Below are 19474 nucleotides of genomic sequence, written 5' to 3'. Positions count from 1 at the left end.
GCGCGAAAACGCTGGCGATCCCTTTGCTCAAGGATGATCTGATCAAACATCTCCAGCGCTGTCTTCATCGCGCTGGCGAACGCTTCCTGCATCTCCCGCAACATCCACTGCTCAAGCTCTTTCATTGTGGGAATGATTGTGGTAAAGTGCTGCACAGGAGCTTCCTCCTCTTGGTGCGTGTTTCAGCAAATTCACATTACCAAGGGAGAAGCTCTTTTTCTATGTTCGCTTTTTCCAGACTTTACCCCCACGCAAATTTTACTCTAACGCGATGCGAATGGCTGCCGTTTCGTCCCCGGAGTCTGCCTGGGCGGAAGTGACGGCGTTGTACGGGGGAGATCTCCAGAGGAACCTCCCTTTTTTTGTTTGCGTCCGGTGGTCCTGCCAAAATGAAGGGAGCCCGGCACAAAAAATCCATTGAATATGTCAGTGACATGACTTATGGTTTAGATCAAGCTTAAGCCGGTGGTTTATGTCACGCTTAAGCTTATGGTATACCATCAACCGGGATTGGCCAGCCCCGAAATCCGTCAGAGGAATGTCCGGACATGACATCCGAGAACAAATCCAGGAAGCAGCTGTACCTTCAAATCGCCGACAAGGTGATGGAGATCATCGAGAGCCGGGAACTCAAACCCCACGACCCGGTTCCGTCCGAAGCCGAATTGGCGAAGTTGTTCGGCGTCAGCCGCATGACGACGAAGTTGGCTTTGGAGCAACTGGTCGAACGCGGCGTGGTTTACCGCCTGCCCAGGAGAGGAACCTTTCTGGCCGGAAACGGGCAGGAAGGCGGCGCGCGCATGGAGGCGAAGCCGCCGCAGCAGCCCGGCGAGAAAAAAGAAAGCAGGCTGATCGCGCTCGTCGTTCCCCACATGACCGACTACACGTCGCGGATCATTGCGTCGGTGGAACACGAAGTGCGCAAGCACGGGTTCGACCTCGTTCTCCGGATCAGCAAGGACGAGGAGGACCAGGGCCGGTGCCTGCAGGCGCTTGTCGACATGGGGATCGACGGCATCATCCTGTTCCCCCAGGGAAGCAAATCCTGCAGCAGCCAGGTGTTCAAGCTGAAGATGGACAAAATTCCGAGCGTGATCATCGACCGGGTATTCTATGAAATTCCGATCGATTGCGTCTATCACGACCATTTTCAGGGTTCCTACGAGATGGCGAAGTATCTGATCGCCAAGGGACACCGGGAGATCGGATTTTCGTCCAATGTCATCGAGAACATCACGGCACGCGGGGAACGCTACCGGGGGTATATCCAGGCGCTGCTGGACCACGGCATACCGGTGAAAAGCGAGTACATCCATTTCCGGACGACGAGCTGCCGGCCGGACCACATCCACGAGTACGATGCCGAGCAGGGCGAGTTCATCCGGAACAATCCCGGCATGACGGCGGTCATGTGCGCGGACGACCAGGTCGCCATCGCGACGCTGTTCTCGGCGCTGCACATGAACATCGCGGTACCGGAGAAACTTTCGATTGTCGGATTCTCGGATACGCATCTGTCGGCGCTCACGCCCGTGCCGCTGACCACCGTGCGCCAGGACACGGAGAAGCTGGCGGCGGCGGCCGTCGAGCTGCTGATGAAGCGTGTCCGCCATTCGCGGGAACAGCATATCACGGTCAAGATTCAGACGCGGATCATTGAAAGAAAATCGGTGCTGGATCGAAGCGGTCTTGTCACAACTACGTGAAGCGGAGATGATCCACATGTCCGGTAAGATGAAAGCGTTGGCAATTCTGATGCTTGTCTGTCTCGTCCTTACAGCCTGCGGAGGCGGCAACGGCGGCAACGGAGGCAATGCCGGAAACGGCGGATCCGTCAGCGGCGAAAACGGCGGCAACGGCGGGAACGCCGGTGACGCGGGCGACGGCGGCGAGGTGAAAAACGAAAAGCTGATCGTCTACACGAACTCCAACTCCGACGGCCGCGGCGAATGGTGGATCGAGCAGGCCCGGCAGGCCGGATTCGATATCGAGATCGTCGGAGCGGGCGGCGCCGATCTGACGAACCGCCTGATTGCGGAGAAGAACAATCCGATCGCCGACGTCGTGTTCGGTCTGAACCATATGTTCTTCGAGAATCTGAAGAAAGAGGGCGTCATCACGCCGTACGTGCCTTCGTGGGCTTCGCAGGTCGGCGAGAACCTGAACGATCCGGAAGGCTACTATCACGGACTGGTCAAGCAGGCGATCATGATCGGCTACAACGCCGACGTGTACACGCCGGAGACGGCGCCGAAGTCCTGGCAGGATCTGTACACCAACGAAGCCTTCAAGGGCAAATATGAAGCGCCGACCATGCTCGGCCGGGCGACGATGCAGATGGTTGTGGCGGGCATCCTGATGCCGTACATGGATGAAAACGGCGAGCTCGGCATTGCCGAAGAGGGATGGAACGAGCTGAAGAAGCTGTATGACAACGGGCTGCCGATGGTGGAAGGCGAAGACCTGTACGCCAACATGGCCGCCGGCAAAGTTCACATCGGCACCGTCGTGTCCGGCGAGAAGTTCAAGCGCGAGCAGGAGTACGGCGTGAACGTCGGAGTCGTCGCGCCGGAGCAGGGCGTGCCGATGGTCGTCGAGCATATCGCCATCGTGAACGGCACGAAGAAGATGGATACGGCGAAGCGGTTCATCGACTGGTTCGGTTCCGCCGAGATGCAGGGCAAGTTCGCAGCGGAATTCAGCGCCATGCCGGTCATTCCGGAAGCGGCCCAGCAGGCTCCGGACCACATCAAGGAACTGTTCGCCAAGTTGAAAGCGCAGCCGCTCGACTGGTCGTTCATCGCGGAACATATCGACGAGTGGGCGGAGAAGATCGAACTGCAAATCATCAACTAAAAACGATCCAACATTGTCGTTCGGGAACTGCATGGCTCACGCAAAGGCTATGCAGTTCTCTCTTCCATCACAACCAAAGACTGGTGAGCGCGTTGATCACATTCAAGGATATCCAGGTACACTTCGGATCGTTCCATGCCGTCAAGAATCTCAATCTGGAGATCAGGGAAGGCGAGTTCTTCACGTTTCTGGGGCCGTCCGGCTGCGGCAAAACGACGATTCTCCGCGCGCTTGCGGGGTTCGTAACGCCTACGGGCGGGAGCATCCTCCTGAACGGCAGGGACATCACGAACGTGCCGATCGAGAAGCGCGGCATCGGCATGGTGTTCCAGAACTACGCGCTGTTCCCGACCATGACCGTATACGAGAACATCGCCTTCGGCATGAAGGTCAAGAAGGCGAAGAAATCGGAGATCGACGCGGCGGTGCGCGACATTGCGCGCAAGGTCGACCTGAAGGAAGAACATTTGACCAAGAAGGTGTCCGAGCTGTCGGGCGGCCAGCAGCAGCGCGTGGCCATCGCCCGGGCGCTCGTCCTGAAGCCGGCCATTCTGGCACTGGACGAGCCCCTGTCCAACCTCGACGCGAAACTGCGCATCCAGCTGCGGAACGAACTGAAGGCACTGCAGAAAAAGTTCGGCATCACCACCATCTATGTCACGCACGACCAGGAGGAAGCGCTGACGCTGTCCGACCGGATCGCGGTGTTCAACAACGGCGTTCTCGAGCAGGTCGGCACTCCTTACGAAATCTACAATCATTCCGGCACGGAATTTGTGTGCAATTTCATCGGCGACATCAACCGGCTTGACCCGGCCCTGATCGAGAGCAGCCCGCTCCGGGCGTTCATCAGGCCCGGCAAAGTCGCGTACATCCGCAACGAGAAGGTGAATCTGGCGCCGATCGAAGGCGAGGATGTCGTGCGCCTGAGAGCCAGGATCGTCGACCGGGAGTATTACGGACTGTACAGCAAGTACGTGCTGGAGCTGGAGGGCGGCAGCCGGCTGAAGACGATCGAGAAGGAGAACGGGCGGGTCGCCCTCGAGGTCGGCGCGGAAACCGACGTGTATATCCGGCCCGCCGACATCATGCAATTTGACCGGACGGAGCGAGGACATTGAACGCGCAGACATGGAAAGACAGGCTTGGGTCGCTGCACTACGGACAGATGCTGCTCTATGCGATCATCGCCTGGTTCGTCATCACGTTTCTCATCCTTCCGAACCTGAACGTGTACTATGAAATTTTCTTCAGGGACGGCAGTTTTTCGCTGGAACCGGTGGAGAAGCTGATCTCCTCCAAGCGCGCCATGAACAGCCTGAAGAACAGCTTCATCCTCGCCGTGTCCCTGATGATCACGGTCAACGTGGTCGGCATCATGCTGGTGCTGCTCACCGAATATTTCGACATCAAGGGCGCCAGGGTGCTGAAACTCGGCTACTTCACGACGCTGCTCTATCACGGCGTCGTCGTGTCGGCGAGCTACAAGTTCGCCTACGGCGAGAACGGTATCGTCACCAAGCTGCTGGCCGGCCTGTTCCCGGACATGAACCGGGAATGGTTCCACGGCTACTGGGCCGTGCTGTTCGTGATGACGTTCGCCTGCACGTCGAACCATCTTCTGTTCCTGGGCAACGCGATCCGCAAAATCGACTACCAGACCGTCGAAGCCGCCCGGGGGATGGGGGCGGGGCCCTTCACCATTTTGTGGCGCGTGGTGCTGCCCGTGCTGAAGCCGACGATCTTTGCGCTCACCATCCTGACGTTCCTGACGGGTCTCGGCGCCATGTCGGCCCCGCTCATCCTCGGCGGCACGGAATTCCAGACGATCGCGCCCATGATCCTGACGTTCTCCAAGAGCTCGACGTCGAAGGATCTGGCGGCGCTCCTGGCGCTCGTGCTCGGACTTGCCACGATCATCCTGCTTACGATCATGATCCGCATCGAGAAGCGCGGCAACTACATGTCCGTGTCAAAGGTGAAATCGACGCTGGTCAAACAGAAGATCCACAACAGGTTCGCCAATGCCGCGGTCCACTTCATCGGCTATGCGTTGTTTCTGATCTACGTCACGCCGGTCGCGCTGATCGTGCTGTTCTCGTTCACCGACGCCCGGAGCATTTCGACGTCGACGATCACCTGGAACAGTTTCACGCTCGAGAACTATGCCCGGCTGTTCACTTCGATGAGCGCGCTCAGGCCGTATCTCGTGAGCGTGATATATGCCGCGGCGGCGTCGCTGCTCGTCGTGGCGCTGGCCCTGTTCGCCTCGCGCATCATCCACAAGTACAAGAACAGCAGGCTGGCCATGGCGCTGGAATACGCGTTGATGATTCCCTGGATGCTGCCGAGCACGCTGATCGCGATCGGCCTCGTGCTCACGTTCAACGTGCCCCGGCTCATCGTCGGCAACACGGTGCTGACCGGGACGCACTGGATCGTCATACTCGGATATATCATCATTCACATTCCGTTCACGATGCGCATGGTGAAGGCGTCCTTCTTCAGTCTGGACCACAACCTGGAGGATGCCGCGCGGAACATGGGAGCCAGGCCGTTCTATACGTTTCGGAAGGTGCTCCTGCCCATCGTCCTGCCGTCCACGCTGGCGGTTCTGGCGCTGAATTTCATCAAGATACTCGACGATTACGACCTGACGGTGTTCTTGTATCACCCCGTGTATCAGACGCTGGGGGTGGTCATCAAGAACAGCACGGACGTGGAAGCGGGCATCATCGCGCGCGCCATGACGCTGGTCTATACGGTGGTGCTGATGATCATGTCCGGCATTACGATGTACCTGGTCTACGGCAGGGGCGCGAAAGACAGATAGACAGCCCGAAACCGCGAAAACAGACACATCCGGAGTGGAGGCAGCGCATGAAGCTGAAAATCATGACGTTCAATCTGAGGATCCATGTGGAGTCCGACGGCGACAACGCATGGCCGAACCGTACGGAGGCGGTCGCGAAGACGATCCGAAAACATGATCCCGGGATCATCGGCATTCAGGAAGGGCTGCACGGCATGCTGACCGATCTGGAGCCGCTTCTGCCTGAATACGCCTGGGTCGGCGAAGGACGGGAAGGCGGCACCGATGGCGAACATGTCGCGATCTTCTACAAGAAGGGCGAATGGGAAGTCGTCGAAACCGGTAACTTCAGTCTGTCCGAGAAGCCGGAGCAGCTGGGGGTGAAAAGCTGGAACACCTCCCATGCCCGCATGTGCACCTGGGCGGTGCTCCGGTCGGCGGCGGGGAACCGGATTGCGATGTTCAACACGCATCTGGATCATGAGAGCGAGGAAGCCAAGCTCAAGGGCATGGCGCTCATTCGCGAGCGGATGCGGGATCTTCGCACCCGGACCGGTCTTCCGGTCATCCTGACGGGCGATTTCAATGCCGTCCCGGAACATGACGTCGTGACCGGACTGGAGCGGGAAGGCTATCTGAACGCCTATTCCGTTTTCCGGGAAACGGACCGGGAAGTCGGCGGGACGGTCCATCATTTCCGGGGCGGCGAATCCGGCGAAACAATCGATTATATTTTCCTTACCCCCGAATGGCGGCTGCACACCGTCGTGATCGATCGGGAACGGTATGAGGGCCGTTACCCGTCCGACCACTATCCGGTGGTCGCCGAGGTGACGCTGCGCGAGGAGCGTGGGGGGTGAAAGGTTGAAGGCGGGGTGACGGCGCTGTCATGAAGGTCATGGACACCGGTTTGTGGGAAATCTCCTGGCTGGACTCGTCGCTGAGGATTCTGGTTTCGATCCTGCTCGGCGGCCTGATCGGGCTGGAGCGCGAGTGGCACAACCATGCGGCGGGACTCCGGACGCATATCCTCGTCTGCGTCGGCTCCGCGGTCATCATGCTGCTGTCCATCTACGGATTCGGCGAATTCGCGAATGAATTCAACGTCCGGATGGACCCGGCACGCCTCGCGGCGCAGGTCGTTTCCGGCATCGGATTCCTGGGAGCGGGCGCCATCATCCGCAACGGGCTCAGCATCTCGGGGCTCACGACGGCCGCCTCCATCTGGGTGGTGGCGGCGATCGGCCTGTGCGTGGGCGCGGGGTTTTTCTACGAAGCGGCGCTGGTGACGGTGCTTGTCATCCTCATTTTGCTCGTGCTGAACCGGTTCGAAAGGAGCTTTCACAACAGGCGCAGCCGGAACGAGATCATTCTGCATATCGCGCGCGCGGAGGGAGGCGTCGCGCAAATCACGGATCTGATCGAGCAGGAAGGGCTCGTGATCGTGAGCGTGTCGCTGGAACCGCCGGGCGACGACGAGGAGCGGGCGGAAATCCGGAAGCTCCGGATCCGGCTGCACAAGCCGCGCACCCAAAGCCTGCTCCAGGTATGCGACAGGCTGCTGACGCTCGAATTTGTCCGGTCCGTCGAAGCGGCGGGAATACCGGGGTCACAGCCGGCGCGTTTCGAAATGTGAGGGACGGTGCCCGGCGGGGCGGCGCCTTTTCAGGATCGGCAATAAACGCGGAAATGGCGACAATATAACAGCATTATCATTTATGGTATGTCTACAACCCGGTTCTCGGCAGAATCCGGGTTTTTTATATCGAGTATTTTCAAATCCGGCGGTCGGCAGATCCGTTGGAAAGCAGGTCGCGGGAACTGCGGGACGACAGGGACGCTGCGTGCTTCGCGAGCCGGCGTAAAACGCGACATCGGCGGATTTCGGAGACGGCCAGACGCACAACGCTTCATTCCTGCAGCTGCCTGTTCCGGTTTTCATCCGGCCGTTCCCGGAGGCGCAGGTTCCGATACGCCCGCGGGGACATTCCGGTCAGGCGGCGGAAGGCGGTGCAGAACGGCGTAAGCCCGGTGAAGCCGACGTCGTAGCAGATCGCGGTGATCTTCTTGTCGCTGTCCGCCAGCAGGCGCTTCGCTTCTTCGACGCGGACCCGGTTCAGGAACTGTTTCGGACTTGCGCCCGTGTATTTCTTGAACATGCGCTGCAGGTGGAAGGCGCTCACGCCCACCCGTCTCGCCAGCCGGTCGAGCGTCCACGGGTCGCGGTATTCCCGTTCCAACAGCTCTTGCACTTCGCGAATCCACTTGCCGTTGGGGTCGTACACGGCCTCCAGCAGATCCGGCCGGCACCGTTTGCAAGGGCGGTAGCCCCGCTCCATCGCTTCCCGGGCGCTGGCGAAGAAATCGACGTTTTCCCGCTTCGGCGTCTTCGACCGGCAGGACGGACGGCAGAAAATGCACGTCGTCCTCACGCCATAGTAGAAGACGCCGTCGTATTCCGCTCGGCACGCGACGACCGCGTTCCACATGATGTCAGCCCGCATCCGCATGCAAGTCACCGTTCCCTGCCTCGTTCCGCCGGATCGAATGCCGCCCCGTCCTGCGTTTTTTCATATAAAAAGTATACAGAATCGCAACCAAAATCGGCATCATGGAACGGAATCCCAGAAACGGGAGAAAGGCGCACATCATGACGAGGGAGATCAGGCCGCTCAGCCAGGGTGCGGAATATCGCCTGAACAATTTGACGGCCGCGGCCATCGACAAGACGTAGACCATCATCCCCAATGCGTTCGGAATAAACAGCAGCCTTGTGAAATGAAGGCCGAGACAGCAGGTGAGCGCGACGCCGGCGCACGCGAAGCAAACGACCAGCCAGACCACCCGGGCCGGCGTTCCGTTGCGCGGATGCCGATGGTGAAGCCAGGCCGGAAACGCCCGGTCCCGGCTCAAGGCGTAACCGAGCTGCGCGAGGCTGGCGATGTACGCGTTCACGGTGCCCGTGCAGATGATGAGCGCCAGAAGCGCCGTCGCGTATTGCGCGGTCAAGCCGAGGGAGCGGCCCAGCATGATGCCGAGCGGAGCGGAATCGGCTTCCGGGGTGCCGTATGTGCCGGTGCCGACGGTGACGAAGCCCAGGGCCAGAAAGACTGTGCCCGTGATCGCCGCGCTGATCATGGCGCTTCGGACCAAATCCCGGTCCGGACACCGGAACCGGTCCGCCAGATTGCAGATTGCTTCCCAGCCGAAGAACGACCAGAAGATGAGCATGATCGCTTCGCCGACCGAATGCCCCCCTTCAGCGAAAAACGGGACGAATCGTTCCGGACGGACATGGGGGATCGACGCCGCGACGGCCATGAGCAGCAGCCCCAGCAGCAGCGAACTGAACAGCAGCGATACCCCGCCGCTGACGCGGAGGCCGAAATGGTTGGAGAGTCCGCCGGCCAGCAGGATCAGGCAGGCAAGCAGCGGGACGGTTCCGGCCGGCAGCCCGAAAGCGGAGGCCGCATAGTGGGCGCCGGTGAGTGCCACAATCATCTGTCCGACGGAGGCGGTCAGAAAATAATACCACCCGACAAGATTGCCCGGATGTTCGCCGAAGGCCATGCGGACAAAGGTGGCCGCTCCGCCGGCATCGGGATGGAGCCGGGACAGCGAGGCGAAGGTGTACGCGAGCGGAAAACTGAACAGGATCATGACGCTCCAGGAGAGAAGCGAGGCGGGACCGGCGATGGCCGCCGCTCCGGATGAGACGAACAGGATGCCCGAGCCCAGAATGGCCGCGATGTACAGCGCGACCGCCTGCGGCAGCGCGATCATCTTCATGTCGGATGGCCTCCTTCCAGCCGCAACGGATGAATGGACGCGCGTCTGACTCAACCATAACGGCCGGAGGATGAAAAAACATCGCGATTTCTTGCGTTTCAATTTGGATTCAACCCGGTCCGGACGCTTACCGTCCACATCCTTGAACCTCGTACGGGGGACGGGAGACAACGGCGGTTGAAGCCGGAGCGGCGCCACGGCACCTTCGTCCGTCAGACGGGTGTGTTTGTTGTTTGCCGTCAAGACGGCGCCGGTACGGAGCGAAGCCCATCCCGCCGGCAATGGTTCCCTTGACGATGGTTGATATTGACATTTATATTATTGACAAAAACAACTATTGGTCGATCGCCGGGAGGGAACGTCATGCCGGTTGCCGATTCAGAGGAACGGATCGCCGCCGTGCGGCGCTTTCATCGCTTTTTCACAAGGCGTCTCGGCGCGCTGGGGGAAGGGCTGCTGCATCCCCCCTACTCGCTGACGGAATCCCGGATCATCTGTGAAATCGCAATCCGGGACACCGTCATTGCCGCCGACCTGGCGAAGGATTTGGGGCTTGATCGCGGATACCTCAGCCGCATGCTGGTCCGCCTCGAGCAGGACGGCCTGATCCGGAAAGTCCCGTCCCCGTCGGACGGGCGGCGGCGCCTGCTGCGCCTGACTCCGGAAGGGGAGAGGGTGTACGCGCGGCTGGAACATCTCGCCAAGGAAGAAATCGCGGAGCTGCTGGGCAGCCTCTCCGGCCGGGACCAGCGCCGGCTCATTCAGGCCATGAGCACGATCGAACGGCTGCTGGGCGAAGGATGGAAAGATTCGGAGCCCTATGTGCTGCGCCAGCACGAGCCCGGCGACATGGGATGGGTGATCCACATGCACGGGCGCCTGTATGCGGAGGAATACGGCTGGGACGAGCGCTTCGAGGCGCTGGTGGCGCGGATTTGTTCCGATTTTCTGATGAATTACAATCCCGACCGGGAGCGCTGCTGGATCGCGGAGATGAACGGCGAGATCGTCGGCTCCGTGATGCTCGTGCAGGAGAGCGTGGAAGTCGCCAAGCTTCGCCTGCTGCTGGTCGACCCGAAGGCCCGCGGGTTGGGATTGGGCAAGCGTCTCGTCGACGAGTGCATCCGGTTCGCGAGGCGCAAGGGATACAGGAAAATGACGCTGTGGACCAACCACGTGCTGGTGGCGGCGAGGAATATCTACCGGAAGGCCGGATTTGTGCTTGTCAAGGAGGAGCCGCACCACGACTTCGGCCCCGAGCTGATCGGGGAGACGTGGGAACTGCAGCTGTGATCCGGGGCCGGGGCGAAGCGGCTGATGCGGACGGCGCCGCGGGGACAGGGAATCCCGGTCCGCGCGGCGAAGAATACAGGGCATGCCATTCCGACGAAACGGAGCCGATCATGAAGAGACTGACGATGCGTTCGACCGATGCGACGGACGTCAACATCGCGAAAATCGCGGCGCTGTTCCCCCACGTGATCACCGAAACCCGGGACGAGCGGGGCGAGGTGGTGCGGGCGGTCGATTTTGACCTGCTGAGGCAGGAGCTGTCCCGCGCGTTGGTGGAAGGGGAGCGGGAGCGGTATCAGCTGACCTGGCCGGGGAAGCGGGAGGCCGTCCTCGCCGCGAACGTGCCGACGAACAAGACGCTGCGTCCGGTCCGGGAGGAGAGCGCGGACTGGGACCGCACGCGGAATCTGTACATCGAGGGCGACAACCTGGAAGCGCTGAAGCTGCTGCAGGAGGCGTACCTCAACAAGGTCAAGTGCATCTACATCGACCCGCCGTACAACACGGGGCGGGATTCCATCTACCGGGACAATTTCCGGGCAACGGTCCGGGATTATCTCGCGGAGACCGGGCAGGTCGACGAGCTCGGCAACCGGCTCGTCCCGAACACGGAGGCGAATGGCCGGTTCCACAGCGACTGGCTCTCGATGATGTACGCCCGGCTCAAAGTGGCGCGGAATCTGCTCCGGGACGACGGCGTGATCTTCATCAGCATCGACGATCACGAAGCGGCCAATCTGCGCGTCATCTGCGACGAGATTTTCGGCCGGGACAACTTCGTCGCCACGATCATCTGGGAGAAGGTCTACAGCCCGCGCATGGACGTCATCGGCTTCTCCACCTCCCACGACTACGTCCTCTGCTATGTGAAGGGGGACCCCGCGGCGGTGAAGCGGGAGCCGTTCGAGCAGAACAAGCGGCAGTTCCATTTCGTCGACAAGGCGACCGGGCGGCGCTACCGGAGGCGCAGCATCCGGAAAGAAGGGAGCAACTCGCTCCGGTCGGACGCGCCGAACTCGTACTTCCCGCTGGAAGCGCCGGACGGCACGCTCGTCTATCCGATCAAGCCGGACGGCACCGAAGGCTGCTGGCGGTGGAGCCGGGAGACGTACGAGGAGAACCTGAAGCGCGGGCTGGTCGAGTGGGTGAAGACCGAGGCGGGCTGGCAGGTGTACGCGAAGCAGTTCCTCGACGAGGAGGCGACGAAGCCGCCGGAGACGATCTGGCGCCACCAGGAGGCGGGCCACACCCACGGCGCGGCGGAGGAACTGAAGAAGCTGCTGGGCGGGCGGTTCTTCGACAGCCCGAAGCCGAAGGAGCTGATCATGAAGATGCTGACGCTCGCGACGGATCGGGACGGAGCGCACATTGTGCTCGACTTCTTCTCCGGTTCCGCGACGACGGCCCATGCCGTGATGGAGCTCAACGCGAGGGACGGCGGCAACCGGCGGTTCATCCTCGTCCAGCTGCCCGAGCCGACGGACGAGCGGTCCGAGGCGCGCAGGGCGGGCTACCGCACGATCTGCGACATCGGCCGGGAGCGGATCCGACGCGCCGCGGAGAAGATCCGGCGGGAGACGGGCGCCGACATCGATTACGGTTTCCGGGTGTTCCGCGTCGACTCGTCGAACCTGAAGGACGTCTGGTACGCGCCGGACGAGCTTCGGCAAATGGATCTGTTCGATCTCGCTTCCAACATCAAGGAAGACCGCACCGGGGAAGACCTGCTGATCCAGGTCATGCTCGAGCTGGGGCTCGATCTGTCGCTCCCGATGGAGACGAGGCGGGTGGACGGCAGGACCGTCCATGTGGCCGGCGGAAATGAACTGGCCGCCTGCTTCGACGAGGATGCGCCGGAGGCCGTGATTCGGGAGATGGCCGCGCTGCGGCCGAGGTTCGCCGTCTTCCGCGACGCCGGATTCCGGGACGACGCCGCGCGCATCAACGCCGGCGAGTTGTTCAAGGCGCTCTCCCCCGGCACGGAGATTCGCGTGCTGTGAGGCGGCGAAGACGTCGCGCGAGGATAAAAAGGGGATGGAATCGGCCGCCATCCCCGAAGCCCAATCGATGGGAGTTTGGCGATGAAGCGGATGTGGCGATGCGCTTGCGGAAGGGTGGGTGCTGAAGCTTACCGCACGGCTTCGCCGACGGCGGCGAGCACTTTGCCGACGAAGGCCGGATTGCCCCAGAGGATGTAGCGGCCCTTCTTCTCCTTGTTGTCGAAGTAGTACTGGAACTTCGCCCTGCCCCGGGTCGGGTCGTCCTGGTTCATGTGCCGCATGATGACCTCGGAGATCCGGAGCGCTTCCTCGTTGCCGACGTAGCAGTCGAGGACCGTGCATACCTGGAGCTTCCCGTCCACTTCGCTGTCCTTGCCGTCGACGAACGCCTTGACGACGTCCATCGCTTCAGCCTTGTACGCTTCCAGCCGGCCTCCGATGAACACCTCCGCATCCTCCTTCCGGATTCGCCATTCGCCGCGAACGCAGTTCATGGGTGAGTGCCGCCGCGCGAAGGAGCCGTGAGCGGTGGCGAAACATCCGGTCGACGCCGGGCTGCTGAAGGAACCCGGGCCCCGCCGGCGGAGGGGCCTCTCCACGATTCTGTTCATTTGCCGCGGCGGATGCCGGAAGCGGGCCGTTCCCCGCGGGGAGCGGCCCGTTTTCATGACCTTGTGAAAAAACGTTAGCCCATGAAAAATGTTAATTCGCCTCGTCATGCGACCTGGTTTATTTTTATCATGAAAGGAGCAATCCCATTAAAGGTGCCATCCTGTTTTTAAGATGGAGAGCGCTTTCATGAGGATGAACTGGTTCTACCGCATGATCCTGTCCTACACGCCGATCTTCTTCGTGGCGATCTCCTCGATGATTTTTATTTTTTTCTGATTCTGAACAATGCCACCAGGGCGCAATACATCGAAACGAACAAAGCGATTCTGAAGCGCATGGTCTACAATTCCGACGCCAACCTCATGCTCATCGAACGCAACATTGCCGGCGAACTGTTGACGAACGGCGCCATCCAGGACCACTTTGCGGAGCGTCCGAAAAGCGCCCATGACCATTACAAGCTGCAAAAGGAACTCATCGAGCTGAAATCCCGGCTGCCGTATCTGAACACGATCTATCTTTACAACGAGGCGGAGCAAAACATCATTTCCGACCAGGGTTCCTATCATCTGGATGCGTTCGGCGACAAGGCGTTTCTCTTGTCCCATTATTCCCGGGAGATTCCCGAACGCTGGCACGCGCCCAGGGAATTCGCCTACGCCGATTCCGACCCCCGCAAGCCGAAGGTGATTTCCCTGGTGAAGCTGTACGAAGAGGGACACGAAATCAAGGGAGCCATGGTGGTCAATGTCTACCTCGACTCGTTCCTGGAATATCTGAACAGCTTCAGCAAGAACGGCGACTCGCCCGTGAGGCTGGAGGAAGAGAGCGAAGCTCCGGACAAGGCGAAAGCTTCGCCCGTCACGGTTCGCTCGGATTACACGGGATGGACGTACCGGTACGAAGGGGTGTACGTCAACCGGTTTGAGGCGCTGTCCCTTCTGTCCAGCGCATGGATGATCATCCTGATCGTCATCATCATCCTGGCCCTGGCGGGCTTCACGATCGTCACGCACATGCATTACAAACCGATCCAGTCCATCGCGGCCAAAGTCGCCCGGTATGTGAACCGAAAGAGCGGAGAACTCGGGATCAGGAGTGCGAGCAACGAATTCGATTTCATTGAATCGGCACTTGACCAGCTGCTGCAGCGGTCGATGGCTTACGAAAGCCTGCACAAGGAAGAAAGCATGCTGAAACGCCAGCGTCTTTTCCACGATCTGCTGGCCGGGCATCAGATCATGACGGATGACGAGTTCCGGCGCCGTCTGGAGGAACTGGAACTGCCGCATCCCTATGAGCGTTTGAGTGTGCTTGTCGCGGAAATTGACGATTATGCAGGCTTTGTCTCCAAATACAAGTTGCAGGATCAGCATCTGCTCAAATTCATCATCGAGAGCGCGTTTCATGATCTGGGGCATCAAAACGGCACCTTTGTCTGGCATGTCTGGATCGAACCGCATCAAATCGCTTTCGTCATTCATTTGGTCCAGTCCGGGCAGCAAGAAGCCAAGACGGGCAAGGCGTTTGCGGAAGAATTCCATAGGTGGATTCAGAAGCATCTGGATCTGACCATCACGATCGGCGTGGGCGCCGACTCCGATACCATTGAGACCATCGCCGAATCGTTCCGCAATGCGCAGGAGAACCTCGCGCTTAAGCCGATCTTCGGCAAGGGATCGATCATTGACAACCGCAGGAGCGCCGGCAAGCGGAACCTTGACAACGAAGCGTATCTGCAGGCTTTGAAAAGCGCCGCCCAGTCTTTCCGGATGAACGAGAGCGAATGGCGGGAGAAGCTGGCCCGGATGTTCGCCGAGCTGAAAGAGACACGGTTCACCAAGCGGGATATGGCCTCGCTCGTCAACTGTTTCGTGCAGCAGATGGGCAGGGCGATATCCGGTCTGTCCCCGGCCATTCGGGAACAGTGGACCGAGAAGTACCGTCCGCGGTTTGATGAATGGAACCGGACGACGGAGACGCTGGAAGAGCTGGAAACCCTGGTCATGGACACGCTAGCGCAGCTGGAAAGCGCCGTGGACGAAGAGCGCAAGGCGCGCAGACACCACAGCATCGCGCTGCAGGCGAAGCATTACATCGACGCGCATTACATGGATCCCGATCTCTCCCTTTCCCGGGTCAGCGATCATCTGAACATGCAGCCCAGCACGCTCAGCCAATTGTTCAAGGAAGAATTCGGGGAGAAATTTATCGATTACGTGCTGAAGGTGCGCATGCGTCATGCCAAGAGACTGCTGATCGAAACGGACGATTCCATTCAATCGATTGCGGAGCAGATCGGATACCAGAACGTCATTTCCTTCTACCGGGCTTTCAAGAAGGATCAGAACATTCCTCCCGGAGAGTATCGCAACCTGCACCGGGCGAATCCGGTCCGGGAGTGACAGGAGAGGGTCAAGATGGCAAATGCGATACGCGGACTTGCCGCGCTGATCGGCTTGCTCTGTCTGCTGCTTGCGGAGGGCTGCGGCGACGACCTGCGGCCGGTTTCATCGTGGAGCGAGGAGGAGGACAGCGATTGGACCGTCCTTCGCGTCGAGCTGTTCGACCGCAATGACACACCGCCCGGAGCGCCGCCCATCACGGACAATTTCATGACGCAATACATCCGGGAAAATTTCGGCAATCCGAACCGGATCAAGGTGGAGTTTGTGACGATTCCGAGATCGGAAGAAGTGCGGCGGCTGGATATGCTGATGGCCGCGAACCAGGCTCCCGACATCGTCTTCACCTATGACATGCCGTTGTTCTACAAGTATGCCAGCCAGGGCAAATTGACGGATCTGGCCCCGTACATTGAGGAACACGGCCGCGACCTCCGGCGGGTGCTGGGCGAAGAGGTATTGGACGAAGGCCGCTTCGACGGGAAGCAGCTCGCCATTCCGGCCCGAAGGGTGCTCAGGGCGCACAGCACGTCCGTGATCCGTCAGGACTGGCTGGACATGCTGGGCATTCCGCTGCCGGAAACGACGGAGCAGTTCTACGAGGCGCTGGTGGCGATGAGCTCCGTTTTTGAAGGGGGAGAGGAAGCCGTTCTGGGTGTGGGCATCATCGGCGCCGGCGCGATATCGCCGGCGCATATCCAGGCGTATCTCGAATTTCGGGATCGTTGCAAAATCGTGGCGGTCTGTGATCTGTACGAGGAGAAAGCCAGGCGCAGAATCGGGGAGTACGGGCTGGAAGCGGAAGCCTACGTGGATTACGGAAAGCTGCTCGAACGCGAGGACATCGGCCTTGTCTCGGTGTGCACCCCGCCGTACACCCACGCGGAGATCGCGATGGACGTCATGCGCGCGGGCAAGCATGTGATCGTGGAGAAGCCGATGGCGTCTTCGCTGGAAGAATGCGACGCGATGATCGAAGTCGCGAAACAATGCGGCAAGGTCCTGTCGGTCATCGCCCAGAACCGGTTCACGACGCCGATGATGAAGCTGAAGGCGGTGCTGGATACGGGGCTGGTCGGTCCGATCGTGCACGCCCAGGTCGATTCGTACTGGTGGCGGGGTTACAGTTATTATGACCTGTGGTGGCGCGGCACCTGGGAGAAGGAAGGGGGCGGCTGCACGCTGAACCACGCCGTGCACCATATTGACCTTTTCCAGTGGATGGCCGGGATGCCCTCCGAAATCACGGCAGTGATGTCCAACACGTCCCATGACAACGCGGAGGTCGAGGATCTGTCGATCGCGATCGCCCGTTATGACAACGGCATGCTGGCCCAGATTACAAGCTCCGTGGTGCATCACGGAGAAGAGCAGCAGCTTGTCTTCCAGGGCAGGCGCGCGCGGGTGTCCGCTCCGTGGAAGCCGGTCGCATCCAGGTCCAGGCCGAACGGATTTCCGGATCGGGACGCCGAACTGGAAGCGGAGCTCCGGAAAGTCTATGACGAATTGCCCGAATTGCAGTATGAAGGGCACCGGGGACAAATTCTGGATGTGCTGAACGCCATCGAGCACGGCACTCCCGTCCTGGTGGACGGAATTCAGGGCAGGCGGACGCTGAACTCATCACGGCGATTTATCAATCCGCCAGCACCGGAAGCACGGTCAGACTGCCGATCGGACCGGACAGTCCCTTCTATACGCGGGAGGGGATTCTGAAGAACGCGGTCCATTTTTATGAGAAGAAAAACAGCGTGGAGAACTTCCAGGACAATACGATTACCTGGGGCGGAAGCGGACGGGATCGGAGGACGGACCAATGACGGACAAGCGTGACGGCATGAACTACGCGCCGAAGGGGAAGCAGAACCGGGTGGTCGGCCCGGGCGAGTTCCGGTTCGCGGCGATCGGGCTCGATCATGGCCACATTTACGGCATGTGCAACGGCTTGATCGAGGCGGGCGGCGAGCTGGCGGCCGTCTACGATCCGGATCCGGCCAAGGTGGAGCGGTTCCTTGCCGCTTTCCCCGGGACGAAGGCGGCGCGGTCGGAGCAGGAAATTCTGCAGGATGCGTCGATCCGGTTGATTGCCAGCGCGTGCATTCCTTCCGAGCGGTGCGCGCTCGGGTTGCGGGCGCACGATCACGGCAAGCATTTCTTCGCGGACAAGCCGGCGTTCACGACGCTGGAGCAATTGGCGATGGCGCGCCGGAAGGTGAAGGAGACCGGTCTGAAATGGGGCATCTACTACAGCGAGCGGCTGCATGTGGAGTGCGCGGTGTACGCGGGCCGGCTGATCGAGGAAGGTGCGATCGGGCGCGTCGTGCAGGTGATCGGCACCGGGCCGCACCGCGCGAATGCCGCGAGCCGGCCGGCCTGGTTTTTCGATCCCGCGCATACCGGCGGCATACTGTGTGACATCGGCAGCCATCAGATCGAGCAATTCCTGACCTACGCCGGCGCCAGGGACGCGAAGGTGCTGCACAGCAAGGTGGGCAACTACCGGTTCAAGGAATATCCCCGGTTCGAGGATTTCGGCGATGCCACTTTGGTGGCCGACAACGGGGCGACGTTCTATTTCCGGGTCGACTGGCTGACCCCCGACGGCTTGCGCGCCTGGGGCGACGGACGCACCCTTATCCTCGGCACGGAAGGTTACATCGAGCTCCGAAAATACATCGACATTGCCCGCGACGAATCGGGCGACCATCTCTATCTGGTCAACCGGGAAGGGGAGCGGTATATTGATTGCAAGGGCAAGGTCGGCTTCCCGTTCTTCGGCCGGTTCATTCTCGATATCCTGAACGGCACCGAGCACGCCATGACGCAGGAGCATGCCTTCAAGGCCGCGGAGCTGTGCCTGGAAGCGCAGAGGCTGGCGGTGCGGATCGAAACGGACGGGTACCCGAAATGACGGCGGCCAGGGTTGCTTTGGCTTGGTGGAAGGCGTAAGGATGGCGGCGGCCATCCCCCAAAGTTCAATCTATGGGAATCGGGCGATGCGGGAAGCCGCGGAGAAGCTGGACGGGGAAGTGTATCGCATCCATCTGGAAGGCCAGCCGGAGCACGTGAAGCCATATGTGCAATTCTTCCCGCAGAACATGACGGGCAACTCCTTCATACGCCCCTATGTGCTGAAGGTCCTGGTCGACGCCGGGCTGCTGAAGGAGCCGGAACCGCACCGTCGGAAGGGCATCTCCACGATCCTGTTCATCGATCGGGATTGATTTGCCGCACGGGCCGTCCCCTGCGCGGGACGGCCCGTGTTGATTTTCGGTGCGGCACGGGTTCAAAATGGAATCGGATAAGGCGGACGGAAGGAGGATGGACGGCGGATATGGAGACGTTTGTCGCGCTGGGCGGCATTCTGATGGCGATTGGCGTGGCGCTGGGCGCGTTCGGCGCGCATGCGCTGAAGGACAGGCTGCCGCCGGACAGGCTTGCCACATTCCGGACGGGCGTGCAGTACCATCTCATCCACGCGCTCGGCCTGATCGCGGTCGGTATCCTGGCCGGCGAATATCCGGATGCCGGCATGATCGAAGCGGCCGGCTGGCTGCTGGCGCTGGGGATCGCGCTGTTCAGCGGCAGCCTGTACGTCCTCAGTGTCAAAAGAATCCGCTGGCTCGGTCCGGTCACACCGCTTGGCGGACTGTCGTTTATCGTCGGGTGGGCGCTGCTGGCGGCCGGCGTGCTGTGAGCGGGAAGCG

General features: G+C 60.6%; 16 protein-coding genes and 1 pseudogene. 13 read left to right on the top strand and 4 right to left on the bottom strand.

Annotated elements, in window-relative coordinates; translation table 11 throughout:
- Window positions 1-155 (bottom strand): UPF0236 family transposase-like protein (locus tag A9Z00_RS01610; RefSeq protein ID WP_296973651.1); only part of this gene is annotated, 155 nt, incomplete at its 3' end.
- Window positions 156-548: 393 nt separating this feature from the next.
- Between A9Z00_RS01610 and A9Z00_RS01605 the strand changes: the two genes are divergently transcribed.
- From A9Z00_RS01605 to A9Z00_RS01580, 6 genes are all read left to right on the top strand, one after another.
- Window positions 549-1706 (top strand): GntR family transcriptional regulator, encoded by a 1158-nt coding sequence (locus A9Z00_RS01605; protein ID WP_296973635.1) that lies wholly within the window; start codon window positions 549-551, stop codon window positions 1704-1706.
- A gap of 16 nt (window positions 1707-1722) precedes the next feature.
- Complete coding sequence (locus tag A9Z00_RS01600; RefSeq protein ID WP_296973633.1) at window positions 1723-2856, top strand: extracellular solute-binding protein; 1134 nt, start codon at window positions 1723-1725, stop codon at window positions 2854-2856.
- Between the two features lie 92 nt (window positions 2857-2948).
- Window positions 2949-3977 carry an ABC transporter ATP-binding protein gene (locus tag A9Z00_RS01595; RefSeq protein WP_296973630.1) on the top strand — a complete coding sequence of 343 codons (1029 nt, stop codon included), beginning with the start codon at window positions 2949-2951 and terminating at the stop codon, window positions 3975-3977.
- Entirely contained in the window at window positions 3974-5689 is a 1716-nt protein-coding gene (locus A9Z00_RS01590) for an ABC transporter permease (RefSeq protein ID WP_296973628.1), read from the top strand. Before A9Z00_RS01595 ends, A9Z00_RS01590 begins: the two co-directional genes overlap by 4 nt.
- A 47-nt stretch (window positions 5690-5736) precedes the next feature.
- Entirely contained in the window at window positions 5737-6528 is a 792-nt protein-coding gene (locus A9Z00_RS01585; RefSeq protein WP_296973627.1) for an endonuclease/exonuclease/phosphatase family protein, read from the top strand.
- Window positions 6529-6557: 29 nt separating this feature from the next.
- Window positions 6558-7304 (top strand): MgtC/SapB family protein, encoded by a 747-nt coding sequence (locus A9Z00_RS01580; RefSeq protein ID WP_296973626.1) that lies wholly within the window; start codon window positions 6558-6560, stop codon window positions 7302-7304.
- 274 nt (window positions 7305-7578) lie between these two features.
- Here the strand turns inward: A9Z00_RS01580 and A9Z00_RS01575 are convergent, their stop codons facing one another.
- The gene (locus A9Z00_RS01575) at window positions 7579-8172 is read right to left on the bottom strand and encodes a bifunctional transcriptional activator/DNA repair enzyme AdaA (RefSeq protein ID WP_296973623.1); all 594 of its coding nucleotides are present in this window, start codon (window positions 8170-8172) and stop codon (window positions 7579-7581) included.
- Entirely contained in the window at window positions 8162-9457 is a 1296-nt protein-coding gene (locus tag A9Z00_RS01570; RefSeq protein ID WP_296973621.1) for an APC family permease, read from the bottom strand. Before A9Z00_RS01570 ends, A9Z00_RS01575 begins: the two co-directional genes overlap by 11 nt.
- A 363-nt stretch (window positions 9458-9820) precedes the next feature.
- Between A9Z00_RS01570 and A9Z00_RS01565 the strand changes: the two genes are divergently transcribed.
- Both A9Z00_RS01565 and A9Z00_RS01560 read left to right on the top strand, forming a co-directional pair.
- Entirely contained in the window at window positions 9821-10750 is a 930-nt protein-coding gene (locus A9Z00_RS01565; protein ID WP_296973618.1) for a bifunctional helix-turn-helix transcriptional regulator/GNAT family N-acetyltransferase, read from the top strand.
- A gap of 110 nt (window positions 10751-10860) precedes the next feature.
- Entirely contained in the window at window positions 10861-12750 is a 1890-nt protein-coding gene (locus tag A9Z00_RS01560; RefSeq protein WP_296973617.1) for a site-specific DNA-methyltransferase, read from the top strand.
- Between the two features lie 128 nt (window positions 12751-12878).
- Here the strand turns inward: A9Z00_RS01560 and A9Z00_RS01555 are convergent, their stop codons facing one another.
- The gene (locus A9Z00_RS01555) at window positions 12879-13196 is read right to left on the bottom strand and encodes a hypothetical protein (RefSeq protein WP_296973615.1); all 318 of its coding nucleotides are present in this window, start codon (window positions 13194-13196) and stop codon (window positions 12879-12881) included.
- 501 nt (window positions 13197-13697) lie between these two features.
- Between A9Z00_RS01555 and A9Z00_RS01550 the strand changes: the two genes are divergently transcribed.
- The 5 genes and pseudogenes from A9Z00_RS01550 to A9Z00_RS01530 all read left to right on the top strand — a co-directional run bounded on the left by A9Z00_RS01550 (window position 13698) and on the right by A9Z00_RS01530 (window position 19464).
- Window positions 13698-15767, top strand: a complete 2070-nt coding sequence (locus tag A9Z00_RS01550; RefSeq protein ID WP_296973613.1) for a helix-turn-helix domain-containing protein — start codon at window positions 13698-13700, stop codon at window positions 15765-15767.
- Window positions 15768-16382: 615 nt separating this feature from the next.
- Window positions 16383-17587 (top strand): annotated as a pseudogene (locus tag A9Z00_RS15750) (Gfo/Idh/MocA family protein).
- Window positions 17584-18678 (top strand): Gfo/Idh/MocA family protein, encoded by a 1095-nt coding sequence (locus A9Z00_RS01540; protein WP_296973609.1) that lies wholly within the window; start codon window positions 17584-17586, stop codon window positions 18676-18678. Before A9Z00_RS15750 ends, A9Z00_RS01540 begins: the two are co-directional and overlap by 4 nt.
- 85 nt (window positions 18679-18763) lie before the next feature.
- Window positions 18764-18991: a hypothetical protein gene (locus tag A9Z00_RS01535; RefSeq protein WP_296973606.1), complete on the top strand. Its 228-nt coding sequence runs from the start codon at window positions 18764-18766 to the stop codon at window positions 18989-18991.
- A 110-nt stretch (window positions 18992-19101) separates the two neighbouring features.
- Complete coding sequence (locus A9Z00_RS01530) at window positions 19102-19464, top strand: DUF423 domain-containing protein (protein WP_296973604.1); 363 nt, start codon at window positions 19102-19104, stop codon at window positions 19462-19464.
- The last annotated feature ends 10 nt before the right edge of the window (window positions 19465-19474 follow it).

Source organism: Thermobacillus sp. ZCTH02-B1 (assembly GCF_002159085.1).
Taxonomy (GTDB): Bacteria; Bacillota; Bacilli; order Paenibacillales; family Paenibacillaceae; genus Thermobacillus.
Note: the sequence above shows the minus strand (reverse complement) of the source record. Positions and strands in the feature narration are given on the sequence as shown.

Excerpts from the sequence above, each read along its gene's own strand:
- A9Z00_RS01560 (WP_296973617.1), top strand. The coding sequence starts at position 10,861 with ATGAAGAGACTGACGATGCGTTCGACCGATGCGACGGACGTCAACATC.
- A9Z00_RS01540 (WP_296973609.1), top strand. The coding sequence starts at position 17,584 with ATGACGGACAAGCGTGACGGCATGAACTACGCGCCGAAGGGGAAGCAG.
- A9Z00_RS01535 (WP_296973606.1), top strand. The coding sequence starts at position 18,764 with ATGCGGGAAGCCGCGGAGAAGCTGGACGGGGAAGTGTATCGCATCCAT.
- A9Z00_RS01565 (WP_296973618.1), top strand. The coding sequence starts at position 9,821 with ATGCCGGTTGCCGATTCAGAGGAACGGATCGCCGCCGTGCGGCGCTTT.
- A9Z00_RS01575 (WP_296973623.1), bottom strand. The coding sequence starts at position 8,172 with ATGCGGGCTGACATCATGTGGAACGCGGTCGTCGCGTGCCGAGCGGAA.
- A9Z00_RS01605 (WP_296973635.1), top strand. The coding sequence starts at position 549 with ATGACATCCGAGAACAAATCCAGGAAGCAGCTGTACCTTCAAATCGCC.
- A9Z00_RS01530 (WP_296973604.1), top strand. The coding sequence starts at position 19,102 with ATGGAGACGTTTGTCGCGCTGGGCGGCATTCTGATGGCGATTGGCGTG.
- A9Z00_RS01585 (WP_296973627.1), top strand. The coding sequence starts at position 5,737 with ATGAAGCTGAAAATCATGACGTTCAATCTGAGGATCCATGTGGAGTCC.
- A9Z00_RS01600 (WP_296973633.1), top strand. The coding sequence starts at position 1,723 with ATGTCCGGTAAGATGAAAGCGTTGGCAATTCTGATGCTTGTCTGTCTC.
- A9Z00_RS01580 (WP_296973626.1), top strand. The coding sequence starts at position 6,558 with ATGAAGGTCATGGACACCGGTTTGTGGGAAATCTCCTGGCTGGACTCG.
- A9Z00_RS01550 (WP_296973613.1), top strand. The coding sequence starts at position 13,698 with ATGGTCTACAATTCCGACGCCAACCTCATGCTCATCGAACGCAACATT.
- A9Z00_RS01570 (WP_296973621.1), bottom strand. The coding sequence starts at position 9,457 with ATGAAGATGATCGCGCTGCCGCAGGCGGTCGCGCTGTACATCGCGGCC.